The sequence below is a fragment of the Polaribacter sp. genome (assembly GCF_036480315.1).
Lineage (GTDB): Bacteria > Bacteroidota > Bacteroidia > Flavobacteriales > Flavobacteriaceae > Polaribacter.
Genome location: NZ_JAZGGG010000033.1, coordinates 81,494 through 106,004 on the forward strand (window position 1 = coordinate 81,494; position 24,511 = coordinate 106,004).

Sequence of the window (24,511 nt, forward strand, 5' to 3'; positions counted from 1 at the left end):
TAGGAAAACCTTAATTTAAATTTAAAATAAAGTTTCGCTTTTGAAAATAATAGATTGGTACATATTAAAACGATTTTTGGTAACATTTTTGTTCACCTTACTAATCTTGATTCCTATTGCTATTGCTATAGATATATCAGAGAAAATAGATAATTTTCTTGAACATGCAGATTTAGGGTTTTATCAGATTGTAGATGAATACTACAAGAATTTCATTATTTATTATGCCAATACGTTTATGCCTTTGGCATTATTTATTGCTGTAATTCTATTTACTTCGAAGCTATCTAACAATACTGAAATTATAGCAATTACAAATGCGAAGGTTTCATTTACTCGTTTTCTATACCCATACTTTATTGGTGCTACTTTGGTTACTTTAATTTCTTTAGGGATGAACCATTATGTGGTACCAACAAGTAGTAAGGAAAGGAAAAAATTTGAAAAAGAATTTTTAGATAACCGAGCAACCAAAAATGGGCTAAAACAAGTAAGAGATTTTAGTTTACAACTAACAGATAGTACTTATATTTTTATCAGAAGTTTTGATACGGAAAGAAAAACAGGTTATGACTTTACATCAGAAGTCTATAATGGTTTAGAATTAAAATCTAAATTAGTTTCTAGAACTATTACTTACAATGCTCATGATTCTACTTTTACACTTTCAGATTGGCGAAAACGTAAAATTTATAAAGATAGAGACAGTGTTTTTTCTGGTAACAAGCTCGATACAGTTTTCAGTTTTGCACCAAGAGATTTAATTTATAAATCTGCTTTTGCACAAGAAATGCCTTCAAATGAGTTGATAAGTTATATTGGGGTTTCTAAAAAAAGAGGTGTAAAGAACTTAAATGCCTATTTAGTAGAACTCTATAAAAGAACAAGTTTACCTATTGCATCCTATTTTCTTACTATTATAGCTGTGGCTTTAGCGTTTAGAAAAAGAAGAGGTGGTACAGGTGTTAATTTAGCAATCGGAATTGGAATTATGTTTTTATATGTTTTTCTAATGAAAATTTCCGAAGTTTTAGGAGCGGTTGCTGGCGTAAATTCACTTTTATATGTTTGGATGCCTAATATTGTCTTTGGTTGTTTGGCTATTTATCTGTACTTAAATGCAAGAAAATAAACTTAAAAATTACCTTTTACTTCATTTTATTGTATTTATTTGGGGTTTTACTGCTATTTTAGGAGCATTAATAACTATTGATGCTATCCCGTTAGTTTGGTATAGAATGTCTTTGTCGGTAGTTTTTTTACTTGCTTATTTTATTTTTAAAAACAAATCTTTAAAACTAGATAAACAAGGTTTTGTAAAGTTTTTAGTGACAGGAATTGTAATTGCACTTCATTGGATTTTCTTTTTTAAAGCAATTAAAGTTTCCAATGTTTCAGTAGCTTTAGTTACCATGAGTACAGGAGCATTTTTTACATCTTTAATTGAGCCCATCTTCTTTAAAAGGAAAATTAAATCAATTGAAATTTTGCTAGGTTTGTTGGTTATTGGAGGTTTGTACATTATTTTTAATTTTGAAAGTCAATATAAATTAGGAATCATTTATGCATTAATTTCATCTTTTTTAGGTTCGTTATTTGCAGTTTTAAACGGACTTTTTATCAAAAAATATTCAGCTGATACTATTTCTATTTATCAATTATTTTTTGGTGCACTTTTTATTACTTTTTATATGTTGTTTATAAATGGTTTTTCCAGTTCACTCTTTGTTTTACCAACATTAGATTGGGTTTATTTACTTGTTTTAAGCAGTGTTTGTACGGCGTATGCTTTTACTGCTTCTGTAAAAATCATGAAATTTATCTCACCATATACAGTTATGTTAACTGTAAATTTAGAGCCTATTTACGCCATAGTTTTGGCTTTATTTATTTTTGGAGAAAAGGAAAAAATGAATCCAACGTTTTATTTAGGAGCTTTTATTGTTTTGTTTGTGGTTTTATTAAACGGAATTATTAAAAACAAATCCTTAATTAAAAAGAAATTTCAAGAAAAAACTGTTAGAAAAAAGTAACTTCTTTTTGCTCACAAAAACAAATTTTATAGTATGTTTGTTATTACAAACAACTACAAAATATGGAATATTTAGATTTTGAAATGCCTATTAAAGATCTTCAAGATCAATTGCAGAAATGTAAAATTATAGGAGAAGAAAGCGAAGTAGATGTTACTGCTACTTGCAAGAAGATTGAAAAAAAGCTAGAAAAAGCCAGAAAAGATATTTACAAAAACTTAACACCTTGGCAAAGAGTTCAATTGTCTAGACATCCTAACAGGCCTTATACTTTAGATTACATTAAAGCTATTTGTGGAGATACCTTTATGGAACTTCACGGAGATAGAAATGTAAAAGATGATAAAGCTATGATTGGTGGCCTTGGTAAAATTGGCAATCAATCTTTTATGTTTATTGGTCAACAAAAAGGATACAATACAAAAACACGTCAGTATAGAAACTTCGGAATGGCAAATCCTGAAGGATATAGAAAAGCTTTGCGTTTAATGAAAATGGCAGAGAAATTTAGAATTCCTGTTGTAACTTTATTAGATACTCCAGGAGCATATCCTGGTTTAGAAGCTGAAGAACGTGGACAAGGTGAAGCTATTGCTAGAAATATTTTAGAAATGACTCGTTTAAAAACACCTATTATTACCATAGTTATTGGTGAAGGAGCTTCTGGAGGAGCTATAGGTATTGGAGTAGGTGATAAGGTTTATATGATGGAAAATACTTGGTATACCGTTATTTCTCCAGAATCTTGTTCTTCTATTTTATGGAGAAGTTGGGAGTTTAAAGAACAAGCTGCAGCTGCTTTAAAATTAACTGGTACTGATATGAAAAAGTTAAAGTTAATAGATGGAATTATTCAAGAACCAGTTGGTGGAGCTCATGCAAATAGAGAAGGCGCTTTTAAAGCTGTACAAGAACAGATTATTGCTGCTTTCGATGAGTTAAAAGGCTTAAACGATAAAGATTTGGTGATTAAAAGAATGGATAAATATGCAGAAATGGGTGTCTATAAAGAGTAACCATTTTATTATAAGTATAAAAAAAAGCAAAATTCTGAATAAGAATTTCGCTTTTTTATTTTCAAGTAAATTGAAATTTTTTACATTCCTAAAGAAGTAAATAATTCTTTTAATCTAGGGTCAGAAGGTCTTGGCGCATTTGCATCTACGATATTTCCTTTTGGGTCTATTAAAATAAATCTTGGTATTCCGTTAATTTGATACGCTCTTTGAAAAGAATTATCTTGGCCAGCCCATAATTGAACGCCAGACATTTGTTTTGCTTTTACAAAGTCTCTCCATTTTTTTTCTGCTGCTTCCCAAGACCCACCATTTCTTCTGCTTTCATCTGTAGAGATACTAACAAACTCAATGTTTTTTTTGTGATATTTTTTTTCAAGATTCTGTAAAGAAGGAATTTCTCTAATACAAGGTCCGCACCAAGTAGCCCAAACATCAATATAAACGTATTTTCCTTTAAATGAATCTAAAGATTTTTTACCACCTTTAATATCAATATATTCTTCAAAATTTGGGGAAGTATTTCCTTTACCCATGGTTAGATTATTATTGTAATTACTTTCAAAATAAGTAACTAACTGTTTAGATTGTTGATTTGCCATTACAATTAAAGAACTGTCTATATTTTTGTATGAGTTTAAAATACTATCGTATTCACCTACAATATTTGCTAATTTTTTATCAAAAGCTTCTTTTTCTAAATTTAAAATTATTTGAGGGTTTCCTAAACTTCTACTTTTATCTATTTGCGCAATAATAAAGTTGGTATTAGAAGCACCTTCGCCAGAAACTTTAAGACTATTCATTATGTCATTTTCAAAACCATCTGCATTTATGGTTATATCAAAACCGTTTTTTAAAAAGATAGGCGCTCTTTTTGTTTGAGTTGTTTGCATTGTGTAAATTTCTCCTTTAGCTACTTTTAAAGTATCTTTAAAACTACCGTCATTATTTATTTTTATTGTTTTTATAATGCCCGTTCTTGTAGAAATAGATAAAATAGAGTCTTTATTGTTTTCAAATTTTCCAGAAAGTGTTAAGTATTCTTTTGAATGCTCTTTGGTACAAGAAAATGCAACCAAAAGGGTTAATAATAGAAGGCTTAATTTTTTCATTTTTTATTTTAGTTTTAATGTATCAAATAGTTTTGTTAATTTAGGTGTCAAAGGAGATGGTGCTTGTGCATCAATAATTTTTCCTTTAGGGTCAATTAAAATATATCTTGGTAAATTTATAACTAGATATTCTTTTAAAAACACTCTATCATTTCCAATAAAAAGATGATTTCCTAAAAGATTATTTTTACCAATTGCTGCTTTCCATTTTTGTTTTGCAAATCTAATTGTACCAGAACTAGCTTTATTATCAGCACAAAGAGTTATAAATTTTAGATTTTTATAAGCATGTTTTTTCTTGAATTTATTAAGAAGTTTTGCGTTTTCTGTATAATCTTTTATCCAGGTACCCCAAACTTCTATAAAAACATAATTTCCTTTAAAATCATCTAAACTTATAAGTTTACCTTCTGTATTTTCATAATTAGAGAATTTAGGAGAAGGAATGCCTTTTACTAATTTTTTTAAAGCTTCTTTTTGTAGTTTAATTTTGTCTTTTGTGGTATTATATAAATTCTGAATGAAACCAATTGACTTTGTGTTTTGTCTTTTTGTGAAATCTAATAAATCACTATCTATGTTTTGGTATAAGTTATTAACACTATCTAGGCCAGTTTTATAGGTCTCTAAAGTTTTCTTTAATTCTTCTTCGGATAATGAATAAATACCTTTTCCAGATGCTTTTCCCTGCATTAATCCATATTTATATTGCGCCAACAAATAATTGTTTTCTTTTGCACCAATACCATCATAAGTTATCGATTTTGCAAAGTTATTTGCATCTGCATTTATGTTTACATGATATCCTTTTTTTAGATAAATAGGAATTTGTGTTTTATTAACTCTAATGCCGTTAGTAGTAATTACCTTAATTTCTAGACTGTCTAAAAAAGAACCATCTTCTTGTAAAGTAATTCTTTGGTTTATCTGCTTACCAAAAAGAACAAAATAATTTTCGGTACTGTTTTTAATAACTCCAGAAAGAATAGCATAATCTTTAGAAACCGTTTTTTTTGGGCTTACTTTTTCTTTTTCAATTTCTTTTTTCACACAAGAAGAGAGAAAAATTAAAAAAGAAAGTACATACCAACTATTCTTCATTTTTATAGGTTTAAATTTAAGCATACAAATATAGAACATTAAATTGCAAAAAATAGTTAAAATCATTTGCATATACAGATGCGAATTTGCACTTTTGAAAACCAATAAACAAACAAATGAATACACTCCATTACATAGATTTAGCACCTTTAGATTTATCTAAAATTCATGAAATTATCTCTTTAGATAAAAAATTGACATTATCATCAAATGCAATTCAGAAAATTGAAAAATGTAGAGCTTTTTTAGATGAAAAAACGAAATCGATTTCGAAGCCTATTTATGGTATAAATACTGGTTTTGGTGCGCTCTATAATGTGAAAATTAATGATGAAAATCTGCAGAAACTACAAGAGAATTTAGTAATGAGTCATGCTTGTGGAACAGGAGATGAAGTTCCAAAAGAGATTGTAAAATTGATGATTCTTTTTAAAATTCAAGCATTAAGTTACGGGCATTCTGGTGTACAATTGGCTACAGTAAATCGTTTGATCGATTTTTATAATAATGATATTATTCCTGTTATTTTTACTCAAGGTTCTTTAGGTGCTTCAGGAGATTTATCACCATTAGCACATTTATCTTTACCGTTAATTGGTTTAGGGGAAGTGTATTATAAAAGAAAAAAAATTGCATCAGAAAAATTATTAAGTATTTTCTCTTGGGATAAAATAAATCTGCAGTCTAAAGAAGGTTTAGCGTTGTTAAACGGAACACAATTTATGTCTGCTTACGGAATTTTTAATTTGCTAAAAGCACATAAATTATCATATTTATCAGATTTAATAGGTACTATTTCTTTGGAAGGTTTCGATGGTAGAGTTGAACCTTTTAATGAATTAATTCATTTTGCAAGACCACACAACGGACAAATAAAAACAGCACAAAGAATTAAAAGTTTCTTAGAAGAGAGTGAATTAATTTCTCAAGAAAAGCAACACGTACAAGATCCGTATTCTTTTAGATGTATGCCGCAAGTTCATGGGGCAACAAAAGACACAATTAAGTTTGTAACAAAGACTTTTTTAACAGAAATAAATTCAGTCACAGACAACCCTAATATTTTTGTAGAAGAAGATGAAATTATTTCTGGCGGAAATTTTCACGGTCAACCTTTAGCATTAGGTTTAGATTTTTTAGCAATTGCTTTATCAGAATTAGGGAATATATCAGAAAGAAGAACCTATCAATTAGTTTCTGGACACAGACATTTACCTCCATTTTTAGTTTCTAACCCAGGCTTAAATTCAGGTTTTATGATTCCACAATATACTGCAGCAAGTATTGTGAGCCAGAATAAACAATATGCAACTCCTGCAAGTGTAGACTCAATTGAGTCTAGTAACGGACAAGAAGATCATGTTTCTATGGGCGCAAATGCAGCCACAAAATGTAAAAAAATAGTAGATAATATACAAACCATTTTAGCGATTGAATTATTTACAGCATCACAAGCGTTAAGTTTTGGAAACGGAAAAAGCTCTCCATTTATAGAGTCTATAATTAATTTTTTTAGAAAAGAAGTTACAATAGTAGAGGAAGACAGAGTAATGCATGTTGATATTGTAAATGCTTCTAAATTTATCAATAGTTTAGAAATTGATAGTATAGAATTGTTTGGGTAGTATCTTGCCGTGCTACCTACGAGGTGTTTATACAAAAAGCTATCCCTTATAAGGGAATTGGTTAAAAATGAATACGTTACCAGTAGTAGAAAAAGAGTATTATATATTATAGGTTATAAAAAGTAGAAGGAAAATTAATTCCTTCTACTTTTAGTTCCTGAACTAAATTCAGGATACGATCTTTGACATTAATGGCATTTTATACATTTGGATTTAGTGTTTTGTTGGATTCTAATAGTTTTTTGAATATGAAAGCTATTGGAGTAAGCAGAAAAGTCCATAGATTTTCCTTGAAAAGATTGAATAGGTGTATTTCCATGTAAACTCATTTGAGGTCTTATCCTATTGTAAGCTGTGATGGTTTCTTTAAGAATGTTACTAAGTTGTTTCTCGTCTTCTATTTCTTTATGATGTAAAAATTGATGTTTAATAATTTTGTTAATGGCTTCAATCATAGAATTGGAAAACACAACATCTTTTTGAGCAATTAGATGTTTGATATGATTTGAACTGGTAAAATGAGAAACAGTGTTATTTACATTTTCACTTCCACCATCAGAAAGTAATTGAATTTGATTCGGTTTGTATTTTTGACAGGCAGTTTGTAATAATTCTTTAATGGCAATTCCAGAGGAACTAGACTTAATTTTATAACCAAGAATCATTTTTGAGTAATGATCAATGAGTAGATGAATATAATGTTTGACATGATCTTTGGTTTTAAAAATTGTGACATCCACACACCAAAGTTCATTTGGTTTAGAAGTTACCACTGGATCATAATCATCAGATTTTTTACGCCTAGGTTTATTTTGAAAACCAAGTAAAGAGCAGTATTTGTAAAATGTAGAGATTCCACAGAGCAGATTTCCATCAATGACAGCTTTGAGATAAATAGAAGATTTCGACCAATGTTTATAAATCTTATGAGTCATGTATTTTTTAATAGTGACGACTTCATTTGATAAAAGTTGATTGGGGTGCTTTTTCACACACCAATTGAAATAAGAATCATCACATGTGTAGAGAAGACGATTTTTGTAATGCTCAAATGAGCTTCTGGAAAGATTAAAAACTTTTAAGGCGGAATCAACAGAAATAAACTCCTTTACATTTTCAATGGTATTTACAATTACATCACGATGTTTACGAATAACAGATTTTACTCCCTTTACAGAAGAAAGAGCCTCATGAAAAGTATCACAAAGTTTAAAATAGCTTTGATTAAGTTTTTTAATTTTAGAAGATTGATTGATACGTTTTATAAGTTCAACTTCTTTTTTTATCACGTTATTTATTTCACAATGAAGATATTTGTCATTAGATTCATATTTCCACCGAGAAATATTAGAAGAAGGAATTAAACGAAGTTGTGAATGAGAAAGGACATCATCTAAAACACCATGACGAGTTAGATGTTTTACTGAAGTATCCCAACTCTTGCGAGTAGCAATATGATTCATAGTTTTTTTTTGAAAGCTAAAATAGTCAAAATATTTAATACAAGTTAAATACGTTTTAAATACAGTTTATTTGTATTTTATATACATATATGTTATATTAGTTGTATGAAATTTAATCCGAAATATACTTTATCTCCAAGTCTTACCAAAGAGTTATTGGAGGTAGAACGTCACAGAGAAGCAATTAATATATTGCCAGTTACAGCTACACTTATAGCTTCATTAAGAGAAACTGCACGTTTAATGTCTACACACTATTCTACTCAAATAGAAGGAAACGCATTAACTCAAAAAGAAGTTCAAGAAATAGCAGCAGGCAAAAAAGGAGGTTTCCCTGGACGAGAACGAGATGAGCGTGAAGTAAGAAATTATTTTAAAGCATTAGAATATGTAGAGCAAGAGTTAAAAGCTAGTTCAAAGATCACAGAGAAACTAGTAAAAACGGTTCATAGTTTAGTGCTTATAGGATCAAAAAAATCAACACCTTATCGAGAAGGGCAAAATGTAATTAGAGATGGAGCAACTGGAGGGATTGTATATATGCCACCTGAGGCACATGATGTTTCTCCATTAATGAAAGGTTTAATTGATTGGATTAATAATTCCATAAAAGAACAAGAATTACCTGCTCCTATTATTGCTGGATTAGCTCATTATCAATTTGCAACTATTCATCCATATTATGACGGTAATGGAAGGACAGCACGTTTATTAACGACATTCATTTTACATAGAACAGGATATGATATGAAAGGTATTTATTCTTTAGAAGAATATTATGCTAAGAATTTACAAGGCTATTACAAAGCACTTACCATTGGTAAAAGCCATAACTATTATGGAGGACGAGCTGAAGCAGATGTAACTCCTTTTTTAGATTACTTTTTAAATGGAATGGCAATTTCATTTCGAAGCGTTAGAGAAAAAGCACAGAAATTAAAAGAATTAAATAAAGAACAGGCAATTCCATATCAAACAGAGAGATTAAGAGAATTGAGACCACAGCAACGTCAAACATTTTCTTTATTTATAAAAAGTAAAGAAGTTACTGCAAATGAAATAGCGAATCATTTGGGAATAAAATTAAGAAGTTCACAAGATTTAGTAAAAAAATGGGTAGAAAGCCAGTTTATAGAAATAGTTGACCAATCAAAAAGATCTAGGACATATTCATTAACAACAGAATGGGAACAACTAATCTCTGGAAAACAAAAAACACGAATGGAATCTTTAGAGAGACTAAAAAGTAAGGAAATAAATAGAGATTTAGATTTGGAATTATAACTAAAACGAAGGGATAGTAATAGTGAATTGAAAATTATTATAAAAAGCAAACGTTCTTTGAAAATACCATATTAAAACCAAGAAAAAGGTTGTAAAAATTGTTAAAAGCTCAAAAAAATGACCTTAGATGATTATCCATTTGGCTTGAAACATAAAGGGTATAATAACGTAGTTTCATCAAACGGAAATTCTACTGCACAGAAATTTGGTTACAATGGTGTTGAATTAGAGGAATCTTTAGAATTGAATTTGATGGAAATGGACTTGCGCCAATATGACCCTGCAATTGGAAGGTGGACTGGAATTGACCCAATAACACATCATTCTATGAGTACTTATACTGCTTTTGATAATAATCCTGTCTTTTGGGCAGACCCTTCTGGAGCAGATGCTGAAAATGAAGACCCATTTGGGCGTTCTACACAAGATAAATACGGAAATTATCTTCGTCCTAGTCAAAGAGATAAGTCAAGTGATAATAATGAGGGTGACAAATCTGTATCTGAAATTGCTGATGGACTACTTTCTGCAACGGAAGATGGAGGGCGTTCAGGTTTAGATTTTAATACAGGAGAGACGTCAATTATATCGGCAAAAGATGTAACTAAAATTTTTGAAGGAATTGTTCAAGCAATGAATGAATTACTTCAAAATGAAATGTGGAATGCTGCTCTTGTTGAAGTTTATCCTTTGACTAATGATGAAAATCGTGCTATATACTCTAAACTATCTGCTAAAACAATTGTTGATTTAAAACACATAGATAAGATGATTGGGAGAAAGCCCATTTCTTCTTTTTGGGGAGCAGTTACACTTGATGGATATAATAATGTTATTAAAGGAGATTTTGGACATAGAGGGTCAATATTAGTAAATTATATGTTCGGAACAGGAAGCATAACGGGTTTTAAGTCTACTTTTGATAAAAATGGTGACCCAACTGGTATTGATATTGTAGGTATGGGGCAATCTACGGTGAATTCCAATAATCCATATGGCATAATATTTACTAAAGGAAATAGATCTACAAATAATTGGATTGGCTGGAGAAATAATAAAGGAAAAATTAAGTTTTGGAACTTTTATAAAAATTTAAAAGCTGCATTTATAAAGCAATTTAAAGATAACAAATAATGAGAAAAATTATTTTTTTTTTGATTTTATTTACATGTATTAACTGTAATAAACATAAAAAAATTACAGGATATTATATAAATTTAAAAACATCTGATATTTATGAAATTAACGATGAAAAATTAATTATTTATAATTTAGAGGATTCAATATCTTATGTTAAAGACTATAAATACAAAAATGGTATACTTAAGAACAAGTATGAAAAATATACTTATTCAAAAATAAGCAAGGATTCTTTAACTATATTCAATTTTTCTGAAAATAATGAAGATGTTCATTTATTAAAATTTAAATATGGAGAGTTATCTAAACTTTACTCAAAAAACTTAACTTGGTTTTCCAAGAATTTAGAAGAATCAACACAATATTTAAGTTTTAAAAAAGGAAAGATTTCTAATTTATTGATTGACTCTAATGATGATAAAATAAACAATCATTTTTCCGAAATAGAGTATAGGGGAAAATATTTCAATAAATTTTATGTTTATGTTTATAATTCAATAATTATTCCCACAAATATCGAAGATGAAAAAGTTTCCTTTTTAATTATTGATTATATGAATAGTAATAAAGTAAGAAAGGATGTTTTTCAGAAAACAATTCCAAAATTAATAAATAAAAGTTTGATTGGGAAATGGGAAGCAACTGAAAATTACACATCAAATAATTATAGTGTTTATCAAAGGCAGATGAATACTTTACAAAGTAAAAGTATTAATTTTTCTAAAGAAGATTCAATTATTAATTCTTTAGACTATAGGAATATTGAGTTTACTGTCAACAATAAATTTAAAAAGTTTGTAGGTGGTATATTAAAGGAAGAATATGAACTTGAAAATAGCCCTTTATTAAATTATTATTTTTTTAAAGATAAAGAAATGAAATTAAACTATTTTAAGACTTTAACGTTAACAGAGAATAAGTTGAAAATCAAAATATATAACAGAAATTTAATAGTTTCATATAAGAGAAAGGGTAATGGTACAGATTAGGGGTAATGGTATAGATTAGTTGATAACAAATTTTTAAAGCATAAAATATTGTAGAGCAATATCTATTTGAATCTGCAACAAAAGGGCGCAAATGTTTGCGTTTTCATTATATGATAAATTAGGGCTTCTATTATTAAAAAATAGAAGTCTTTTTTATTTAAAATCGAATTGTATTTAAAAAAGAAAGTGGATTTTCAATTTGTTTTTAATAAACGATGATGAAAAATACCGTTTTTATTATTTTCAAAACATACTTATCCTAAAAAAGCACATTCGTTAAAAGATTGGTTTTTAATAACTCTATCTAATTTTGCTTCTGCAATTTGCGGTTTAAAGAAATTTTTATCGGGTATTTTTCCGTTAATTACTTCAATGGGAGTCAATCCAAATAGATCATTAGGAAATCTATGATGGTTATAATAATCAACAAAAGCATCTAAATTTCCTAGATGTTCTTTTTTGGTTCTAGAGAGTTGTCCTTTTAGAAATTCAGTTTTATAAATACTATGAGTACTTTCCGCCATAGAATTAGATAATGGAAAATCATTAGTTCTTGCAGTAATTTTAGAAACAACAGGAGGTGCATTAAAATGATTTACCCATGTAGAAAATGCTCCTTTGTTTTCAGAAGCACCATCTGTAAGAATATTAATTGGTTCTTTTACTTCATTCAAGTTGAATTTTAAAAAAGCTTCTTCAAATAGTTTTGTGATAAATTTACTATCTGCTTTTTCAGAAACTGAAGCATAATGTAAAATGGCTTTGGAAAAATTATCTTTTACAAAAGCTACTTTTTGCATTCCATCCTCTAATGTTGGTACTAAAGTAATATCAACATGCAACCACTCAAAAATGCGATGAGCTCGGACTCCTTTTCTAGGTGGTATTTTAGGCTTCTTTGGTTTTTGGTATCCCAATTCTTTTGCATACTTACAAAAAGTAGATTTTGCACAAGACACTAAATTATTTCTTAAAGCAAAATAATACAGCGTAGTTTTTGTTTTTCCGAAATGTTCTGGGTTCGTAACCAATTTCTCAATAGCAATCGTTTCTTTAAATGTTAATTGGTTTGGGTGCAGTTTAAAACAAGTTTTAAAAATATTTAAAGAACAGTTTACCTTTCTTTTTTCTCGATAATACCAATCAGAAGAAACACCATAAAATTTGCAAGCACGTTTTATAGTTATACCAGAAGTGGTAATAATCTGATTGATAGAACCAATAATAAAACTAGTGTTTTGTTTCACAATTTTTTTAGAATTATGAATCTCACTTAACACTTTCTGATATCCATCGCTTAAATGAAGTATAAACTTCATTGTTTTTTTAAGTTGTTTTCGCTCGTATATTTTTTGAATATCTCCTAACTCATTTACAAAAGGAAAAACTAAACTCTCAAAATCATACTGTTTGTCTTTGTTTTTATTCCAATGTTGTAGTGTTCTTTTTGGTATTTTATCCAATTGATTTTCATTCAATATTCCTTTGATATAAAACAAAGGAATTAATGGATGGTAATTTCTTTTGTACATTTTCTCATAGCTTTTTCGAAAGCTAAAATAGAAAATAATTGATTATATACTTCAGACTAGAAAAAATAAAACTATTGAAAAGTAGGTAATTATTATCATATATTTTAAGTTTTATGATTGAAGTTGCTACTTTTTAATTCTAATTTAATATAAATTGTTGATTATTATTAAAAATTAGAAAATCAAAGTTTAGGGTTGTGTTAATAAACTATTTATTAAAATAAAAAATCAAACAAATCACAACCATCTTCAAGATTTAAATTTTCCAACAAAGAACTACATTGAATGGTAAAACCTTCTTTATTTAAAAGGATAACTTTTTCATACCATAATTTGTATTCAGTTTTATCTGGATAAGCAATAATTCTATAATCTTTAATTGAGTGTAACATTTCTCTTTTAAAACCTGACTTACTTCCTGTTGCTAACCATAGAAATTTTGGACAAACAATACTCATAATTATTGCTGTTTTTTCAGATTCCACAATGCAAATTATATCATCTTTAGTAATATTGTTTACATTTTGTAACCCAAATAAGCATTGTTTTAATACAAAGTTGTTTAACTTTAAATGTTTATGCATCCAACTAATATGATTAAAAGGTTGTTTTACTCTTTTACCTGTATTACAATTGTATTGCATTATTTTTCCACCTCTTATTTTATTGTTTGTGTCAATTTGCCAAAATACAGTTGCTCCATTCCAATAGTTTGTGATACCAATTTGATACGTTTTTATTGCTTGTATTACACTTTTTGTACTAAAAATACTTAATAAATAGGTGATAAAGTTACTTTGTTGCAACGTATCACAGTATTGTATCACAATATTACTTTTGTGATACGTTGGTTGTATTATATCTGTGATACAAAGATTACTCTTTGTAATACTAAAGTTTTTTGAAGGTTTTTTAAAATAACCGCACTTACTTTCTCTATCACATCTACCATTAATTTCGTCCAAATAATGTTTTGTTTCATTGTCAATAAATTTCACAAATGATTTTTTATTGCAGTTCGGGCAAGTAAATTTTCTACTTGTTTTATCTAAACTAAATTTATAAGTAATATTCATAATGTAAATTTAAAACTCGTACTATTCGTACCTCTTTTTTAGTACGAATGGTACGATTATGTTTTATTTTTTTTTGTAATGTGATTCTTTAATAAAAAACGCAAACCATCTACCATTGTAAAATCTGGTAACTTATTTTTCTTTTTTAGCTTTAATGGAGGTTGATTTAAATCACTTCTAATTATTTCATACAGCTTTAGATACTCTTCTTTTGAAAGAGCTTTTGCAATAGTATGTATATCAGAAGCAAACATTTTATAGACCTAGTTTATTTCTTCTTTTTCTAATAGCTCCTTCAGTTAAACTTAACATTTCTGCAATATGAACGTTCGATTTTCCTTCAGAAACTAAAAACTTCATCTGTTCATCTCTTACTTCTAAATCTGAAGCTCCATAGCTTTTAAGATGTTTTTTTTCTGAACCATACTCTACAAACTGAAATTCTAAAAAATTCTTTTCCTTTTCAATACTGCATACAATCACATTTTCAGAATGATATAAGTGTTCTGTGTTACGTTGCTTAATTTGTTTGATATATCGAAGTGAGGATTCTTCAGAACTAATACCAATTGCAAATGAACTATCGCAAAAATTCATTAGCATTTTACTTCCTGCTACATCGTTTTTATTGATAGGTTTAGATTCATCTCTTTTTGGAGTATGTGCCAATACAAGTATGGATAAATTTTCTTTTCTTGATAACTTTTTTAGCGTTTTCATTAAAACTAAAGCGTCTTTTGCTTTCTCGTTTTCACTACTTAAAAAAGTAAGGTTATCAACGATTAAAATCGAGGTTTTAGTGTTTTTAATTGTTGCATCCAGCGTATTACATAGGTAATCTTCAATGCCTTTATATTCTTTTGGAATATTGAGTTCTGTATTAATTTCTGCTCTTAAAAAGTTAGAACTAAATTGATAATGATTTTGATAATTTTCTGAATACCTATTTTCGAATTGCTTATCTGATAACTCGAAATCTAGATACAAAACTTTTTTTGGTTTACTCTCTAATTTAAAGCCAGGAATAGGAGCTCCTCTGCTTATACTGTCGCCAATTTGAACAGCTAATATAGATTTACCAAGATTTGTATCTGCAAAAAGTATACAAACCTCTTTTTCATACCACAATTCACTAAACAGCATATTTGGTATTGGTCTTTTTTTAGCATCTTCAACCCAAGTATTAGCTTTTTTAACAATCAAACAACCATACTCTGTATTTTTATCTTCAAGTAGTTTTTTATTGTTTGCCAAATCTTTCGATATAATATCTATTTTATCTTGTAGCATATAAAATAGATTTATTGAAATTGGTTATAATTGTGAGGGATTTCTAAAACAATCTTATGGACTTCATTATCCTCTTGTCCATGAGGATTATAATTTTCTAAAAAGGCGGTAATTATTTCTCTTACTAAATTTGAAACTTTAATACCTCTTTCTTCTGCAATTTCTTGCAATTCATCTTTTGACAGTTCGTCAATCCTAAAATTAATTGTTGTTGTATTCATTCTACTTTTGTTTAAATTAATTATTAAATAAATAATCATTAAAAAAGTAGATTGATTTTAAGCCAAAGGGTAACTACCTGATTAAGAGTATTTAACTAGGTGCAATTACGTGATACAATTAAGTTTTGAAAAGGGGAATTAAAAGGGAAAGAAAGGGGAATTAAGGGGGAGAATGATAATATTAAGGGAAATGATATTAATTGGTCTCTATTGAAGGAAATTATTCCAATCTTTTTTTAATTTTTCTATTCTTTTATCGTGTTCTAAATTCGTAGAACTATTATCTTTTAGTTCTCCAAAATCAAAATTGAAATACGAATTAATAACTTCTCCAAATAATTTTGCAGTAGGAGCATTGATGCTTAATTCTTTTTTGAATAAATAGAAAATACTAAAGATATAAGCTCTATTTACTTTTTTGTTATTCAATATTTGATGCTCTATAAATTGAAGTTGTAATAAGGAATCAAAATCTTTAGGGTAGTCTTCATGAATTTTTTGAGCTATGGATTTTGGGGTAAAAAAATCATCTTTTTCAAACTGAAATTTTTTATTAAGTTCAATTATAATGTTTAGCTTATTTTCAAACTCATAAATTTCCAATAAAAGAGGATGAGTGTCTAATAACTCTCTGTTAAAATAATCAGTATGTCCATACAAATAACAATGAAGAATTGTTTCTTCTTGTTTTATTTTTTCAATCAAACCAAATTGAATTTTCTTTAAGGCTTTAAACATTTTTTCTGCTCCAATATCTTCGTTCCCATTCCTGTCTAACCCAATTTGTTCTTTTTTAACTAAGGAAAAAAAATTCTTTAAAAATTTTTAAAGCAGATTTTTTCTGTTTTTTTTCTGAAATACCAAAATTATTAATTTCAAAATTTTTCTTAAACATTAATAAATTTATTTCAATAGAACTGCTCATAAATAATTTCAGAAATGAATAAACTTCCTTAATTAGATGACTTGAGAATCTATTTGTTTTATCTTTTTGGTAAAACCTTATAACCCTCTCGAAACCATTTTTTTCATCTGTTTTTCTTTCTTCTATGAATGTTGGCGGTATATATGATTCAATTAAGTGATTTTTATTCAAGAAATTCAACATTTCTTCATCACTCAATGTATTATGCATTTCCTCTGTTAATATTCCAAAATATTTATGCTTCATTATTTTAATAGTTTTGAATAATCTTCGGGTAAAACAGCATCAATATCTCTTAAATATAATTCTAATGCTTCTATTGTTGCATGCCCTGTAATTAATTGTAATTTACTTTTTACTTCTAAAGGATTTGCAGTCTTTGCCATTTCTTTATACAATTTTGTTATAAAAGTATGTCTAAAACTGTACAAGCCATAATTTTTATCTAAACCAAAATGATCTTTTACTTTTTTGAATTGCTTTGTAAAAAACTCTCTTTTATTATTTTCTTTCGTTTTCCATTCACCTCCAATTTTATTTGGAGTAAAAAGAAAATCTTCTTTATTTAAGCTGGAAATATCTGGTAATTGGTCGATTAAAATATCTGGGACTATTTTAATTTTCACTGCCTTATTTTTAGCTCTAACATATATTTTTTTATCCTTTAGGTCAATATCCTTTATTCTTAATCTACAAACTTCAACAGGTCTCAAAAAATTGTATGAAAAAAACTGTACAAAGAGATACAAAATTGCATGATGCTCTTTTAGGTATTTGAAAATTTCTTTTTCTTGAGTTGGTGTATATGTTTTGTTTCTTTCGGGTCTTGCTTTCAAGACATTTATCTTTTTAATAAAGTTATCTTGTATTACTTCATTATCCTCCAAAGTTTGAAATAAGGAACTTAAATCTGTTCGTGTGTTATTTCTATTTCGAGAACTAGAAGTTTGTAATACACTATTTAAATATTGTATTACAAGTTTTTTAGTAATGATTGAAATATCATTTTCTAATTTAATATTTTCTTCTTTTAACCATTTAAGAAATCTCTTAATTCTACTTTTAAAATTAGCGTGAGAGTTTTCAGCTTGTAATTTAGATTTTATTTGAATCGCTAAATGAAATGCTTTTTCTATTGGGTAAATGGTAACGTTAGTTTCAATTTTTTCAATAAGAAAAGGCTTGTCAATAATAGTTTTTGTTTTTTTAATTTCTTTTTCATCACTTGAAAGAAGTTGTTCAATAAAATCTGCTAATGAACTATTATCTTCATAAGGATTGAAACCTTTCGATAAAACATATTCTAAACTCTCCCTTAATTTTGATAATATATGATAGCGACTTTTTTTATCCTTATAAAAGTTAGCACCCGCTTTAATATTTACCTGTCTTTTTAATTTACCAGTTTTTGGATTTCTATATGAATAATATACATACCATTTTTTTGAAAGCGCCTCTTTTTTATCTCTTACAGAGAGCTTTGACCAAGCATTAATATCTACTCCACCAGTGAAGATTTTGGGTTCAGAATAATTCAATTCCATAGCTGAATCGTGTACCTTTTCGTGTACTCGTTGTAAAAGTAAGAAAATAGAAGACATAAAAAAACGAATTGTGAGACACAATTCGTTGATTTAATTACTTTTAAGCTTGTAGCGAGAACGGGATTTGAACCCGTGACCTCAGGGTTATGAATCCTGCGCTCTAACCAACTGAGCTACCTCGCCATTGGTTTGCGGGTGCAAATATAATTACTTTTTATAGATTAGCAACAAGGGTTTTTAATTTTTTTTAAATAGAATTAATACCTATATTGCTACCTTAAGAAAACAACAATGGATAAAGTTAAATACGAATTAGAAATACCTGTACATGCATCACCAAATATGTTGTATCAGTACATTTCTTCTCCCTCAAATTTACAAGAATGGTTTGCTGATAAAGTGAATTCTAGAGGTAAAATATTTAGTTTTGTGTGGGAAGGAGTTGAAGAAAAAGCAGAGTTAATCACTAAAAAAAATGGAGAAAGAATTCGTTTTAAGTGGTTAGAAAGCGAAGATGACGACAGTTATTTTGAAATTCTTATTCAAGTAGATGCGCTTACTAAAGATGTTTCTTTAATAATTACAGATTTTGCTGAAGATGAAGATGAGGTTGAAGAGTCTAAACAATTATGGGAAAACCAAATTGAAGAATTAAAGCATACTATTGGAGCTTAGTAAAAACTTCATTAAACTATATAAAACTCAACAATAATTGTTGAGTTTTTTTATGCTTAAAATCTATCAAATTATAGTAGTTTTGTTTTTCTAAATTATAGATATGATTAATTTTAATGGCGAATTGTTATTTTTAGAAAATGTAAAATTATCTTCAGAAAATAGAGGTTTTAAATATGGAGACTCAATTTTTGAAACTGTAAAAGTTGTCAATAAAAAAGTCATCTTTTGGGAAGATCATTACTTTAGGTTAATGGCTTCTATGAGAATGTTACGTATGAAAATTCCGATGGAATTTACATTAGAATTTTTGGAAAAAGAGATTTTAAAAACGGTAGCTGTTCAAGATGAAGGTAATTCTTTTAGAGTAAGGTTAAATATCTACAGAAAAGATGGAGGTTTGTATACACCTAAAACAAATAAGATAGATTATCTAATTGATGTAAAAGAAAGTTCTTATCAAATTAAAACTACGTATAATATAGACTTGTATAAAGATTTTTATAATTTCTCTGGCCTTTTATCAACTATAAAAACCAACAACAGAATGGTAAATACATTGGCAAGTATTTTTGCTGATGAAAATGATTTAGACAATTGTATTCTTTTAAATGAAAGAAAAGGTGTTGTAGAGGTTACTAATGGAAATATCTTTATCATAAAAGACAATGTAATTAAAACACCTGCTTTAACCGAAGGTTGTATTAAAGGAATTGTTAGAATGAAGGTGTTGGAAATTATTTCTAAAAATAAAGATTTTACTTTAGAAGAAACTATAATTTCTCCTTTTGAAATTCAGAAAGCAGACGAAGTTTTTATGACCAATGCTATTATTGGTATTCAGCCAATTACAAATTATAAAAAGAAATCTTTTAAAACAGAAATAGGAGAGAAGCTTGCAAACAATTTAAGAGTTTTGCAAATTGCAGGAATCTAATTTAGGTTGAAATCACTTGGTGCATTTGCCCAAAGTTTGTAGTTACCACCTTTTTGAAGTAATTTGTTTTTCCAAAGATCTTCTTCTTCTATAGAAAAAATATTTTCAAAATCGTTTTCTGCAATAAACCAAGAATTCTGGTTCATTTCATCTTTTAACTGATTTTTACTCCAACCAGAATAGCCCAAGAAAAAACGAATGTCTGATGTTTCTATAAGTTTATTGTTTAATAAGTCTTTAAGAGAACTAAAATTACCGCCCCAAAAAATACCATTAGAAACTTCTATACTTTCAGGGATTAATTCGGGTATTTTATGAACAAAATATAAATTATCTTGTTCTACTGGACCACCTTGGTATATTGGAAATGAACAATCGATATCTGGTATTAAGTCCTTCAGAGAATAATTTAGAGGTCTATTAAGTATAAACCCAACAGAACTATTTTCTGTATGTTCTGTTAATAAAACAATAGCTCTATTAAAAGAACTATCACTTAAGATAGAAGGTTCTGCTATTAATAATTTTCCTTTGTTTATGTTCAAATGAATATATAGTTATAGGTTCTTTAAATATAAGAAAAATATTGATAAAAAAAAACTCTCTTTAAAAAAGAGAGTTTTAATATAAAAACGTGAAGTTTTTAGTTTACAGCATCGCTTAAACCAGCTCCCGCTTTAAATTTTGCTACGTTTTTAGCAGCAATTTGGATAGTTTTACCAGTTTGTGGGTTTCTTCCTGTTCTTGCAGCTCTGTTAGAAACTGAAAAAGTTCCAAAACCAACTAATGCAACTTTATCTCCACCTTTTAATGCAGAAGTTACATTTCCTGTAAAAGATTCTAATGCTGCTTTCGCTGCTACTTTAGAAATTCCTGCATCAGCAGCTATTGCATCGATTAAATCTGACTTGTTCATAATAAATAGATTTTAAATTAATTGAATATTATATTATTTGCTTTTAAGCTTAACAAATATAGACGGATTAAGGGCTCACGCAAATAAGTAGGGTAAAAAAGTGCCTTTTTGTTAATAAAAGTATACAAATTGTTAATAAAGGAATGTTAAAATGTCTAGAAACAGTAAAAACCTTACCAATAAAGGGGTTACAACATTTTTGCTTCCGAAGAAAAAGCAAAGCCATTTAACAAGCTTTTCGCGTCCATTTTTTTCTTTCCAGAAAGTTTAATTTCGTGAATAATTATAAATCCTTTTGCTACGGCAACTTTTAACTCTTTTTTGGTTGCAACAATTTTTCCAGCTTTATATGAATGTTCTTCTAATTGTTTTTCTACAGCATAAATTTTAGTAGAAATTTCATCATCATCATTTTTAATAATAGTCCAAGCGGTTGGAAAAGGGTTTAAACCACGAATTTTATTATATATATTGTCTAAAGAATCTAACCAGTCAATTTTACAATTATCTGGATTTAATTTTGGGGCAGACTTTTCTTCTAATTCAGGTTGTTTTGTAGTAATTACATTTCCTTCTTTAATTAAGTCTACCGTTTTAGCTACTAATTTGGCTCCAGAATACATTAACTTATCGTGTAAACTACCAACGGTTTCAGTATCTAAAATTTCAGTCTCTTCCTGTAAAATAATTTCTCCAGTATCAATTTTATCATCAATAAAAAAAGTTGTTGTGCCTGTTTTTGTTTCTCCGTTAATAATAGACCAATGTATAGGTGCTGCTCCTCTATATTCTGGTAATAAGGACGCGTGTAAGTTAAAGGTGCCATATTTGGGCATTTGCCAAACAACTTTTGGTAACATTCTAAAAGCAACTACAATTTGTAAATTGGCTTTTAAAACTTCTAATTCTTTTACAAAATCTGGGTTTTTTAAATTTTTTGGTTGCAATATTTTTAAGTCTTGCGATAAAGCATATTTCTTAACAGCAGATTTATTCAGTTTCCTTCCTCTTCCTGCAGGTTTATCTGTTGCAGTAATTACACCAACTACTTTGTAATTGTTTTCTACTAAATGTTTTAAAATGGTTACAGCAAAATCTGGAGTTCCCATAAAAACGATACGTAAATCTCTCATAATTATTTTTTTAGTTGGAATTTATTTTGATGGTTAATCAATAACTTGTTTTCTGATAATAAATGTCGCAAATGTATTAAAATGTCTTGTTCATTAGTTTCTAAATTAGCACTAATTTCTTGTGAAGTTAATTTTTTGTCATTCATTAAAAGTGATAATATCTCTGAAGAAATATCTTTTTTAGTAACTATTTTTTCCGAAAGGCACACATCGCAAATACCACATTTAGAAGTCGTTTTTTCATCAAAATATTCTAAAACCTGTATACTTCTACAAAGTTCATTGTTCTTTACAAAATTAATAAAATCTGCTGCCTTTTTCTTTTTTTGATTTACAAACTGAACAATTTCTTTAGAAAACCGATTGATTGTTTTATCATCTTCTCTTGGTACTAAAAAAGTAATTTCAGCATCGGTTTTTACAGGATTGTAAAGAATTAACTCATCTTTATGGAGTTTTTCTAAATTAGTAATTACCTGATTAGATGTTATTCCCGCTTTTTTTGCGATTAAAAACTCATTTATTTTTATTTCTTGCTCAAAAAGCCCGCCATAAGTTCTTAAAAGTGCATTTGTAAAGTTTTTAAAAAGTCTATTTTTATGAAGGTAATTAAGCACGTTTTGGTGCGCCGTTATAAATTGTAGTGTTGATTTTTGATTGTAATTATTACTAATTTCTAGTACGCCGTTATTCGATAATATTTTAAGAGTTGCATCAACTTTAAAAGTAGAAAAATTATACTTTTTACTGAACTCTAATAAGTTGAAGTTAAAAGATTCTTCAAGAATTTCTCCGTTTGAAATTCTAAAAAATTGATATAACTTTCTATGTATCTCTTTAATATCTGCAAGTGTTGGCAACGATTTTTCTGTACGTTCTTTAAATAATAAAATATCGTTTTCATTTTGCAATAAAGCAGCAAAAGATTTTTTACCATTTCTACCTGCTCTTCCTGTTTCTTGCACATAATTTTCTATGCTAGAAGGCAAGTTGTAATGAACTACAATACCAACGTTTGGTTTGTCAATTCCCATTCCAAAAGCATTTGTAGCAACAATTATTGGAGTTTTTTCAGACACCCAATTATCAAAAGAAGTTTGCTTTTCTAGAACTGTTAAACCAGCATGATAATAACTGCTTTTAAAATTATTTGCATTTAAGTAATTGGCAATTTCAACAGTGTTTTTTCTTGAGTTTACATAAACAATTGCAGATGTTTTTGTCTTTGTAAAGATTTGTAATAATCGCTGTAACTTGTCTTCAATAGTAAATATTTGATACGCTAAATTTTCTCTTGAAAAAGATTTTTTAAAAATTATAGGGTTCTTTAGTTCTAGATTTTCTTCAATATCATTTAATACTTTTTTATTTGCAGTTGCTGTAAGTGCAATAAAATTTGCATTTGGTATTAGTTCTCTTAAAATTTTTATGTTTCTGTAAGAAGGTCTAAAGTCGTGTCCCCATTCAGAAATACAATGCGCTTCATCTATAGCAATTAAATTAATGTTTAATTCTTTTAGTTTTTGTTGAATTAAAATAGATTGCAATCTTTCTGGAGAAATGTATAAGAATTTAGTTTTTCCGAATTTAATATTATCAAAAAGGGTAATAATTTCATCTTGTTTTATCCCAGAAGGAATTGTTGTTGCTTTTATACCCAAGTTTTTTAAGTTTTCTACTTGGTCTTGCATTAATGCAATTAGTGGAGAAATCACCAAACAAGTACCTTCTTTTGCCAATGAAGGAATTTGAAAGCAAATAGATTTACCACCACCAGTAGGTAACAAGGCAATTACATCTTTTTGTGCTAAAACAGTTGTAATTATTTCTTGTTGCGGATTTCTAAAAGTAGAAAATCCCCAATATTTTTTTAATATTTCTTCTGGTAAAATCATAAATCGCAAGAAAGCGAATGAATTACAAAATTAGTACGTTCTTCAACAGAACCAAAAGGGACATTAATAATTTTGTATCCTACTTCTGTATAGGCTTCTAATAAATAATTATCTATAGTTTGAGATTGTTCAAAAGTTTCATACCGTTCGTTATCTGTTGTATGGATGTCTCTCCAAGGTGCAAAATGAAAAATTACGTCATACTTATAGAATTTACTTTTCTCTATAAATGTTGATGGATAATCTGTGTTAAAATAATTCATGTACGCGTGAACATCTGGAATTCCTCTATCAAAAAAAACAAGTTCTTCAAGACTTTGGTCAGCTGAAGTAAATTGTTCTTCTCGGCCTTCTATAAGCATTTCACTAAACAATAAAGGTTCAGTTAAAAAAAGTTGGTCAATCCCTTTTTCTTTCGCTTTTAAAATTACTTCTCTAGAAACTTCTGGTTTACAGAAATAATTTCTTTTTATAAGTTCATTTAAAACGGAAGTCTTACCAGTTCCTGGACCTCCAATTAAAACAATTTTTTGTTGCATTTCACAAAAATAAATGATTCCCTTTATAAAACTAATTTTTAATGTAATTTTGTGTTCGATTA

The 24,511-nt window shown here is 28.2% G+C and carries 25 protein-coding genes and 1 tRNA gene; 9 read left to right on the forward strand and 17 right to left on the reverse strand.

Annotation, left to right across the window (positions count from 1 at the left end):
• The first annotated feature begins 40 nt into the window (after positions 1-40).
• The 3 genes from V3V28_RS06410 to V3V28_RS06420 all read left to right on the forward strand — a co-directional run bounded on the left by V3V28_RS06410 (position 41) and on the right by V3V28_RS06420 (position 3,049).
• Positions 41-1,132 (forward strand): LptF/LptG family permease, encoded by a 1,092-nt coding sequence (locus V3V28_RS06410; RefSeq protein ID WP_331364189.1) that lies wholly within the window; start codon positions 41-43, stop codon positions 1,130-1,132.
• Positions 1,119-2,033 carry a DMT family transporter gene (locus V3V28_RS06415; protein ID WP_331364190.1) on the forward strand — a complete coding sequence of 305 codons (915 nt, stop codon included), beginning with the start codon at positions 1,119-1,121 and terminating at the stop codon, positions 2,031-2,033. The genes V3V28_RS06410 and V3V28_RS06415 overlap by 14 nt, the downstream gene beginning before the upstream one ends.
• 62 nt (positions 2,034-2,095) lie before the next feature.
• The gene (locus V3V28_RS06420) at positions 2,096-3,049 is read left to right on the forward strand and encodes an acetyl-CoA carboxylase carboxyltransferase subunit alpha (RefSeq protein ID WP_331364191.1); all 954 of its coding nucleotides are present in this window, start codon (positions 2,096-2,098) and stop codon (positions 3,047-3,049) included.
• Between the two features lie 80 nt (positions 3,050-3,129).
• Here V3V28_RS06420 and V3V28_RS06425 read toward each other — a convergent pair whose 3' ends face one another.
• The gene (locus V3V28_RS06425; protein ID WP_331364192.1) at positions 3,130-4,164 is read right to left on the reverse strand and encodes a TlpA family protein disulfide reductase; all 1,035 of its coding nucleotides are present in this window, start codon (positions 4,162-4,164) and stop codon (positions 3,130-3,132) included.
• Between the two features lie 3 nt (positions 4,165-4,167).
• Positions 4,168-5,265 (reverse strand): TlpA family protein disulfide reductase, encoded by a 1,098-nt coding sequence (locus V3V28_RS06430; RefSeq protein ID WP_331364193.1) that lies wholly within the window; start codon positions 5,263-5,265, stop codon positions 4,168-4,170.
• A gap of 116 nt (positions 5,266-5,381) precedes the next feature.
• On the opposite strand from V3V28_RS06430, the gene hutH reads away from it, so the two are divergent.
• On the forward strand, positions 5,382-6,890 hold the full coding sequence (gene hutH / locus V3V28_RS06435; RefSeq protein WP_331364194.1) for a histidine ammonia-lyase: 1,509 nt from the start codon (positions 5,382-5,384) through the stop codon (positions 6,888-6,890).
• A gap of 188 nt (positions 6,891-7,078) precedes the next feature.
• Here the strand turns inward: hutH and V3V28_RS06440 are convergent, their stop codons facing one another.
• Positions 7,079-8,353, reverse strand: coding sequence for a DDE-type integrase/transposase/recombinase (locus V3V28_RS06440; RefSeq protein ID WP_331364195.1), 1,275 nt, complete (start codon positions 8,351-8,353; stop codon positions 7,079-7,081).
• 105 nt (positions 8,354-8,458) lie between these two features.
• Here V3V28_RS06440 and V3V28_RS06445 point away from each other — a divergent pair, with 105 nt between their 5' ends.
• The 3 genes from V3V28_RS06445 (at position 8,459) to V3V28_RS06455 (ending at position 11,766) form a co-directional block, all read left to right on the forward strand.
• Positions 8,459-9,637, forward strand: a complete 1,179-nt coding sequence (locus V3V28_RS06445; protein WP_331364196.1) for a Fic family protein — start codon at positions 8,459-8,461, stop codon at positions 9,635-9,637.
• A 117-nt stretch (positions 9,638-9,754) separates the two neighbouring features.
• Positions 9,755-10,771, forward strand: coding sequence for an RHS repeat-associated core domain-containing protein (locus V3V28_RS06450; protein WP_331364197.1), 1,017 nt, complete (start codon positions 9,755-9,757; stop codon positions 10,769-10,771).
• Entirely contained in the window at positions 10,771-11,766 is a 996-nt protein-coding gene (locus V3V28_RS06455; protein ID WP_331364198.1) for a hypothetical protein, read from the forward strand. The genes V3V28_RS06450 and V3V28_RS06455 overlap by 1 nt, the downstream gene beginning before the upstream one ends.
• Before the next feature lie 254 nt (positions 11,767-12,020).
• On the opposite strand, the gene V3V28_RS06460 is transcribed toward V3V28_RS06455, so the two are convergent.
• The 9 genes from V3V28_RS06460 to V3V28_RS06500 all read right to left on the reverse strand — a co-directional run bounded on the left by V3V28_RS06460 (position 12,021) and on the right by V3V28_RS06500 (position 18,537).
• A complete protein-coding gene (locus tag V3V28_RS06460) occupies positions 12,021-13,298 on the reverse strand; it encodes a hypothetical protein (protein WP_331364199.1) in 1,278 nt (425 codons plus the stop codon).
• A 215-nt stretch (positions 13,299-13,513) separates the two neighbouring features.
• On the reverse strand, positions 13,514-14,374 hold the full coding sequence (locus V3V28_RS06465) for a DUF6371 domain-containing protein (protein ID WP_331364200.1): 861 nt from the start codon (positions 14,372-14,374) through the stop codon (positions 13,514-13,516).
• A gap of 56 nt (positions 14,375-14,430) precedes the next feature.
• A complete protein-coding gene (locus V3V28_RS06470) occupies positions 14,431-14,628 on the reverse strand; it encodes a hypothetical protein (RefSeq protein ID WP_331364201.1) in 198 nt (65 codons plus the stop codon).
• 1 nt (position 14,629) lies between these two features.
• A complete protein-coding gene (locus V3V28_RS06475) occupies positions 14,630-15,664 on the reverse strand; it encodes an AAA family ATPase (protein WP_331364202.1) in 1,035 nt (344 codons plus the stop codon).
• Between the two features lie 11 nt (positions 15,665-15,675).
• Positions 15,676-15,885: a ribbon-helix-helix domain-containing protein gene (locus V3V28_RS06480; protein ID WP_331364203.1), complete on the reverse strand. Its 210-nt coding sequence runs from the start codon at positions 15,883-15,885 to the stop codon at positions 15,676-15,678.
• Between the two features lie 207 nt (positions 15,886-16,092).
• Positions 16,093-16,623, reverse strand: a complete 531-nt coding sequence (locus V3V28_RS06485) for a hypothetical protein (protein ID WP_331364204.1) — start codon at positions 16,621-16,623, stop codon at positions 16,093-16,095.
• A gap of 55 nt (positions 16,624-16,678) precedes the next feature.
• A complete protein-coding gene (locus V3V28_RS06490; protein WP_331364205.1) occupies positions 16,679-17,056 on the reverse strand; it encodes a hypothetical protein in 378 nt (125 codons plus the stop codon).
• Entirely contained in the window at positions 17,056-18,411 is a 1,356-nt protein-coding gene (locus V3V28_RS06495) for a tyrosine-type recombinase/integrase (RefSeq protein WP_331364206.1), read from the reverse strand. Before V3V28_RS06495 ends, V3V28_RS06490 begins: the two co-directional genes overlap by 1 nt.
• Positions 18,412-18,463: 52 nt before the next feature.
• Positions 18,464-18,537: transfer RNA gene (locus V3V28_RS06500), tRNA-Met, on the reverse strand.
• A gap of 108 nt (positions 18,538-18,645) precedes the next feature.
• Here V3V28_RS06500 and V3V28_RS06505 point away from each other — a divergent pair.
• Together V3V28_RS06505 and V3V28_RS06510 are read left to right on the forward strand one after the other, a co-directional pair.
• Positions 18,646-19,029 carry an START-like domain-containing protein gene (locus V3V28_RS06505; RefSeq protein ID WP_331364207.1) on the forward strand — a complete coding sequence of 128 codons (384 nt, stop codon included), beginning with the start codon at positions 18,646-18,648 and terminating at the stop codon, positions 19,027-19,029.
• Between the two features lie 103 nt (positions 19,030-19,132).
• Positions 19,133-19,966: an aminotransferase class IV gene (locus tag V3V28_RS06510; RefSeq protein ID WP_331364208.1), complete on the forward strand. Its 834-nt coding sequence runs from the start codon at positions 19,133-19,135 to the stop codon at positions 19,964-19,966.
• On the opposite strand, the gene V3V28_RS06515 is transcribed toward V3V28_RS06510, so the two are convergent.
• The 5 genes from V3V28_RS06515 to V3V28_RS06535 form a co-directional block, all read right to left on the reverse strand.
• Positions 19,963-20,517 (reverse strand): YqgE/AlgH family protein, encoded by a 555-nt coding sequence (locus V3V28_RS06515; protein ID WP_442957523.1) that lies wholly within the window; start codon positions 20,515-20,517, stop codon positions 19,963-19,965. The genes V3V28_RS06510 and V3V28_RS06515 overlap by 4 nt on opposite strands.
• 92 nt (positions 20,518-20,609) lie before the next feature.
• On the reverse strand, positions 20,610-20,882 hold the full coding sequence (locus V3V28_RS06520; RefSeq protein WP_331364210.1) for an HU family DNA-binding protein: 273 nt from the start codon (positions 20,880-20,882) through the stop codon (positions 20,610-20,612).
• 188 nt (positions 20,883-21,070) lie between these two features.
• Positions 21,071-22,015, reverse strand: coding sequence for a methionyl-tRNA formyltransferase (gene fmt, locus V3V28_RS06525; protein WP_331364211.1), 945 nt, complete (start codon positions 22,013-22,015; stop codon positions 21,071-21,073).
• Between the two features lie 2 nt (positions 22,016-22,017).
• On the reverse strand, positions 22,018-23,910 hold the full coding sequence (locus V3V28_RS06530; RefSeq protein WP_331364212.1) for a RecQ family ATP-dependent DNA helicase: 1,893 nt from the start codon (positions 23,908-23,910) through the stop codon (positions 22,018-22,020).
• On the reverse strand, positions 23,907-24,449 hold the full coding sequence (locus V3V28_RS06535) for an ATP-binding protein (RefSeq protein ID WP_331364213.1): 543 nt from the start codon (positions 24,447-24,449) through the stop codon (positions 23,907-23,909). Before V3V28_RS06535 ends, V3V28_RS06530 begins: the two co-directional genes overlap by 4 nt.
• Positions 24,450-24,511 lie beyond the last annotated feature (62 nt).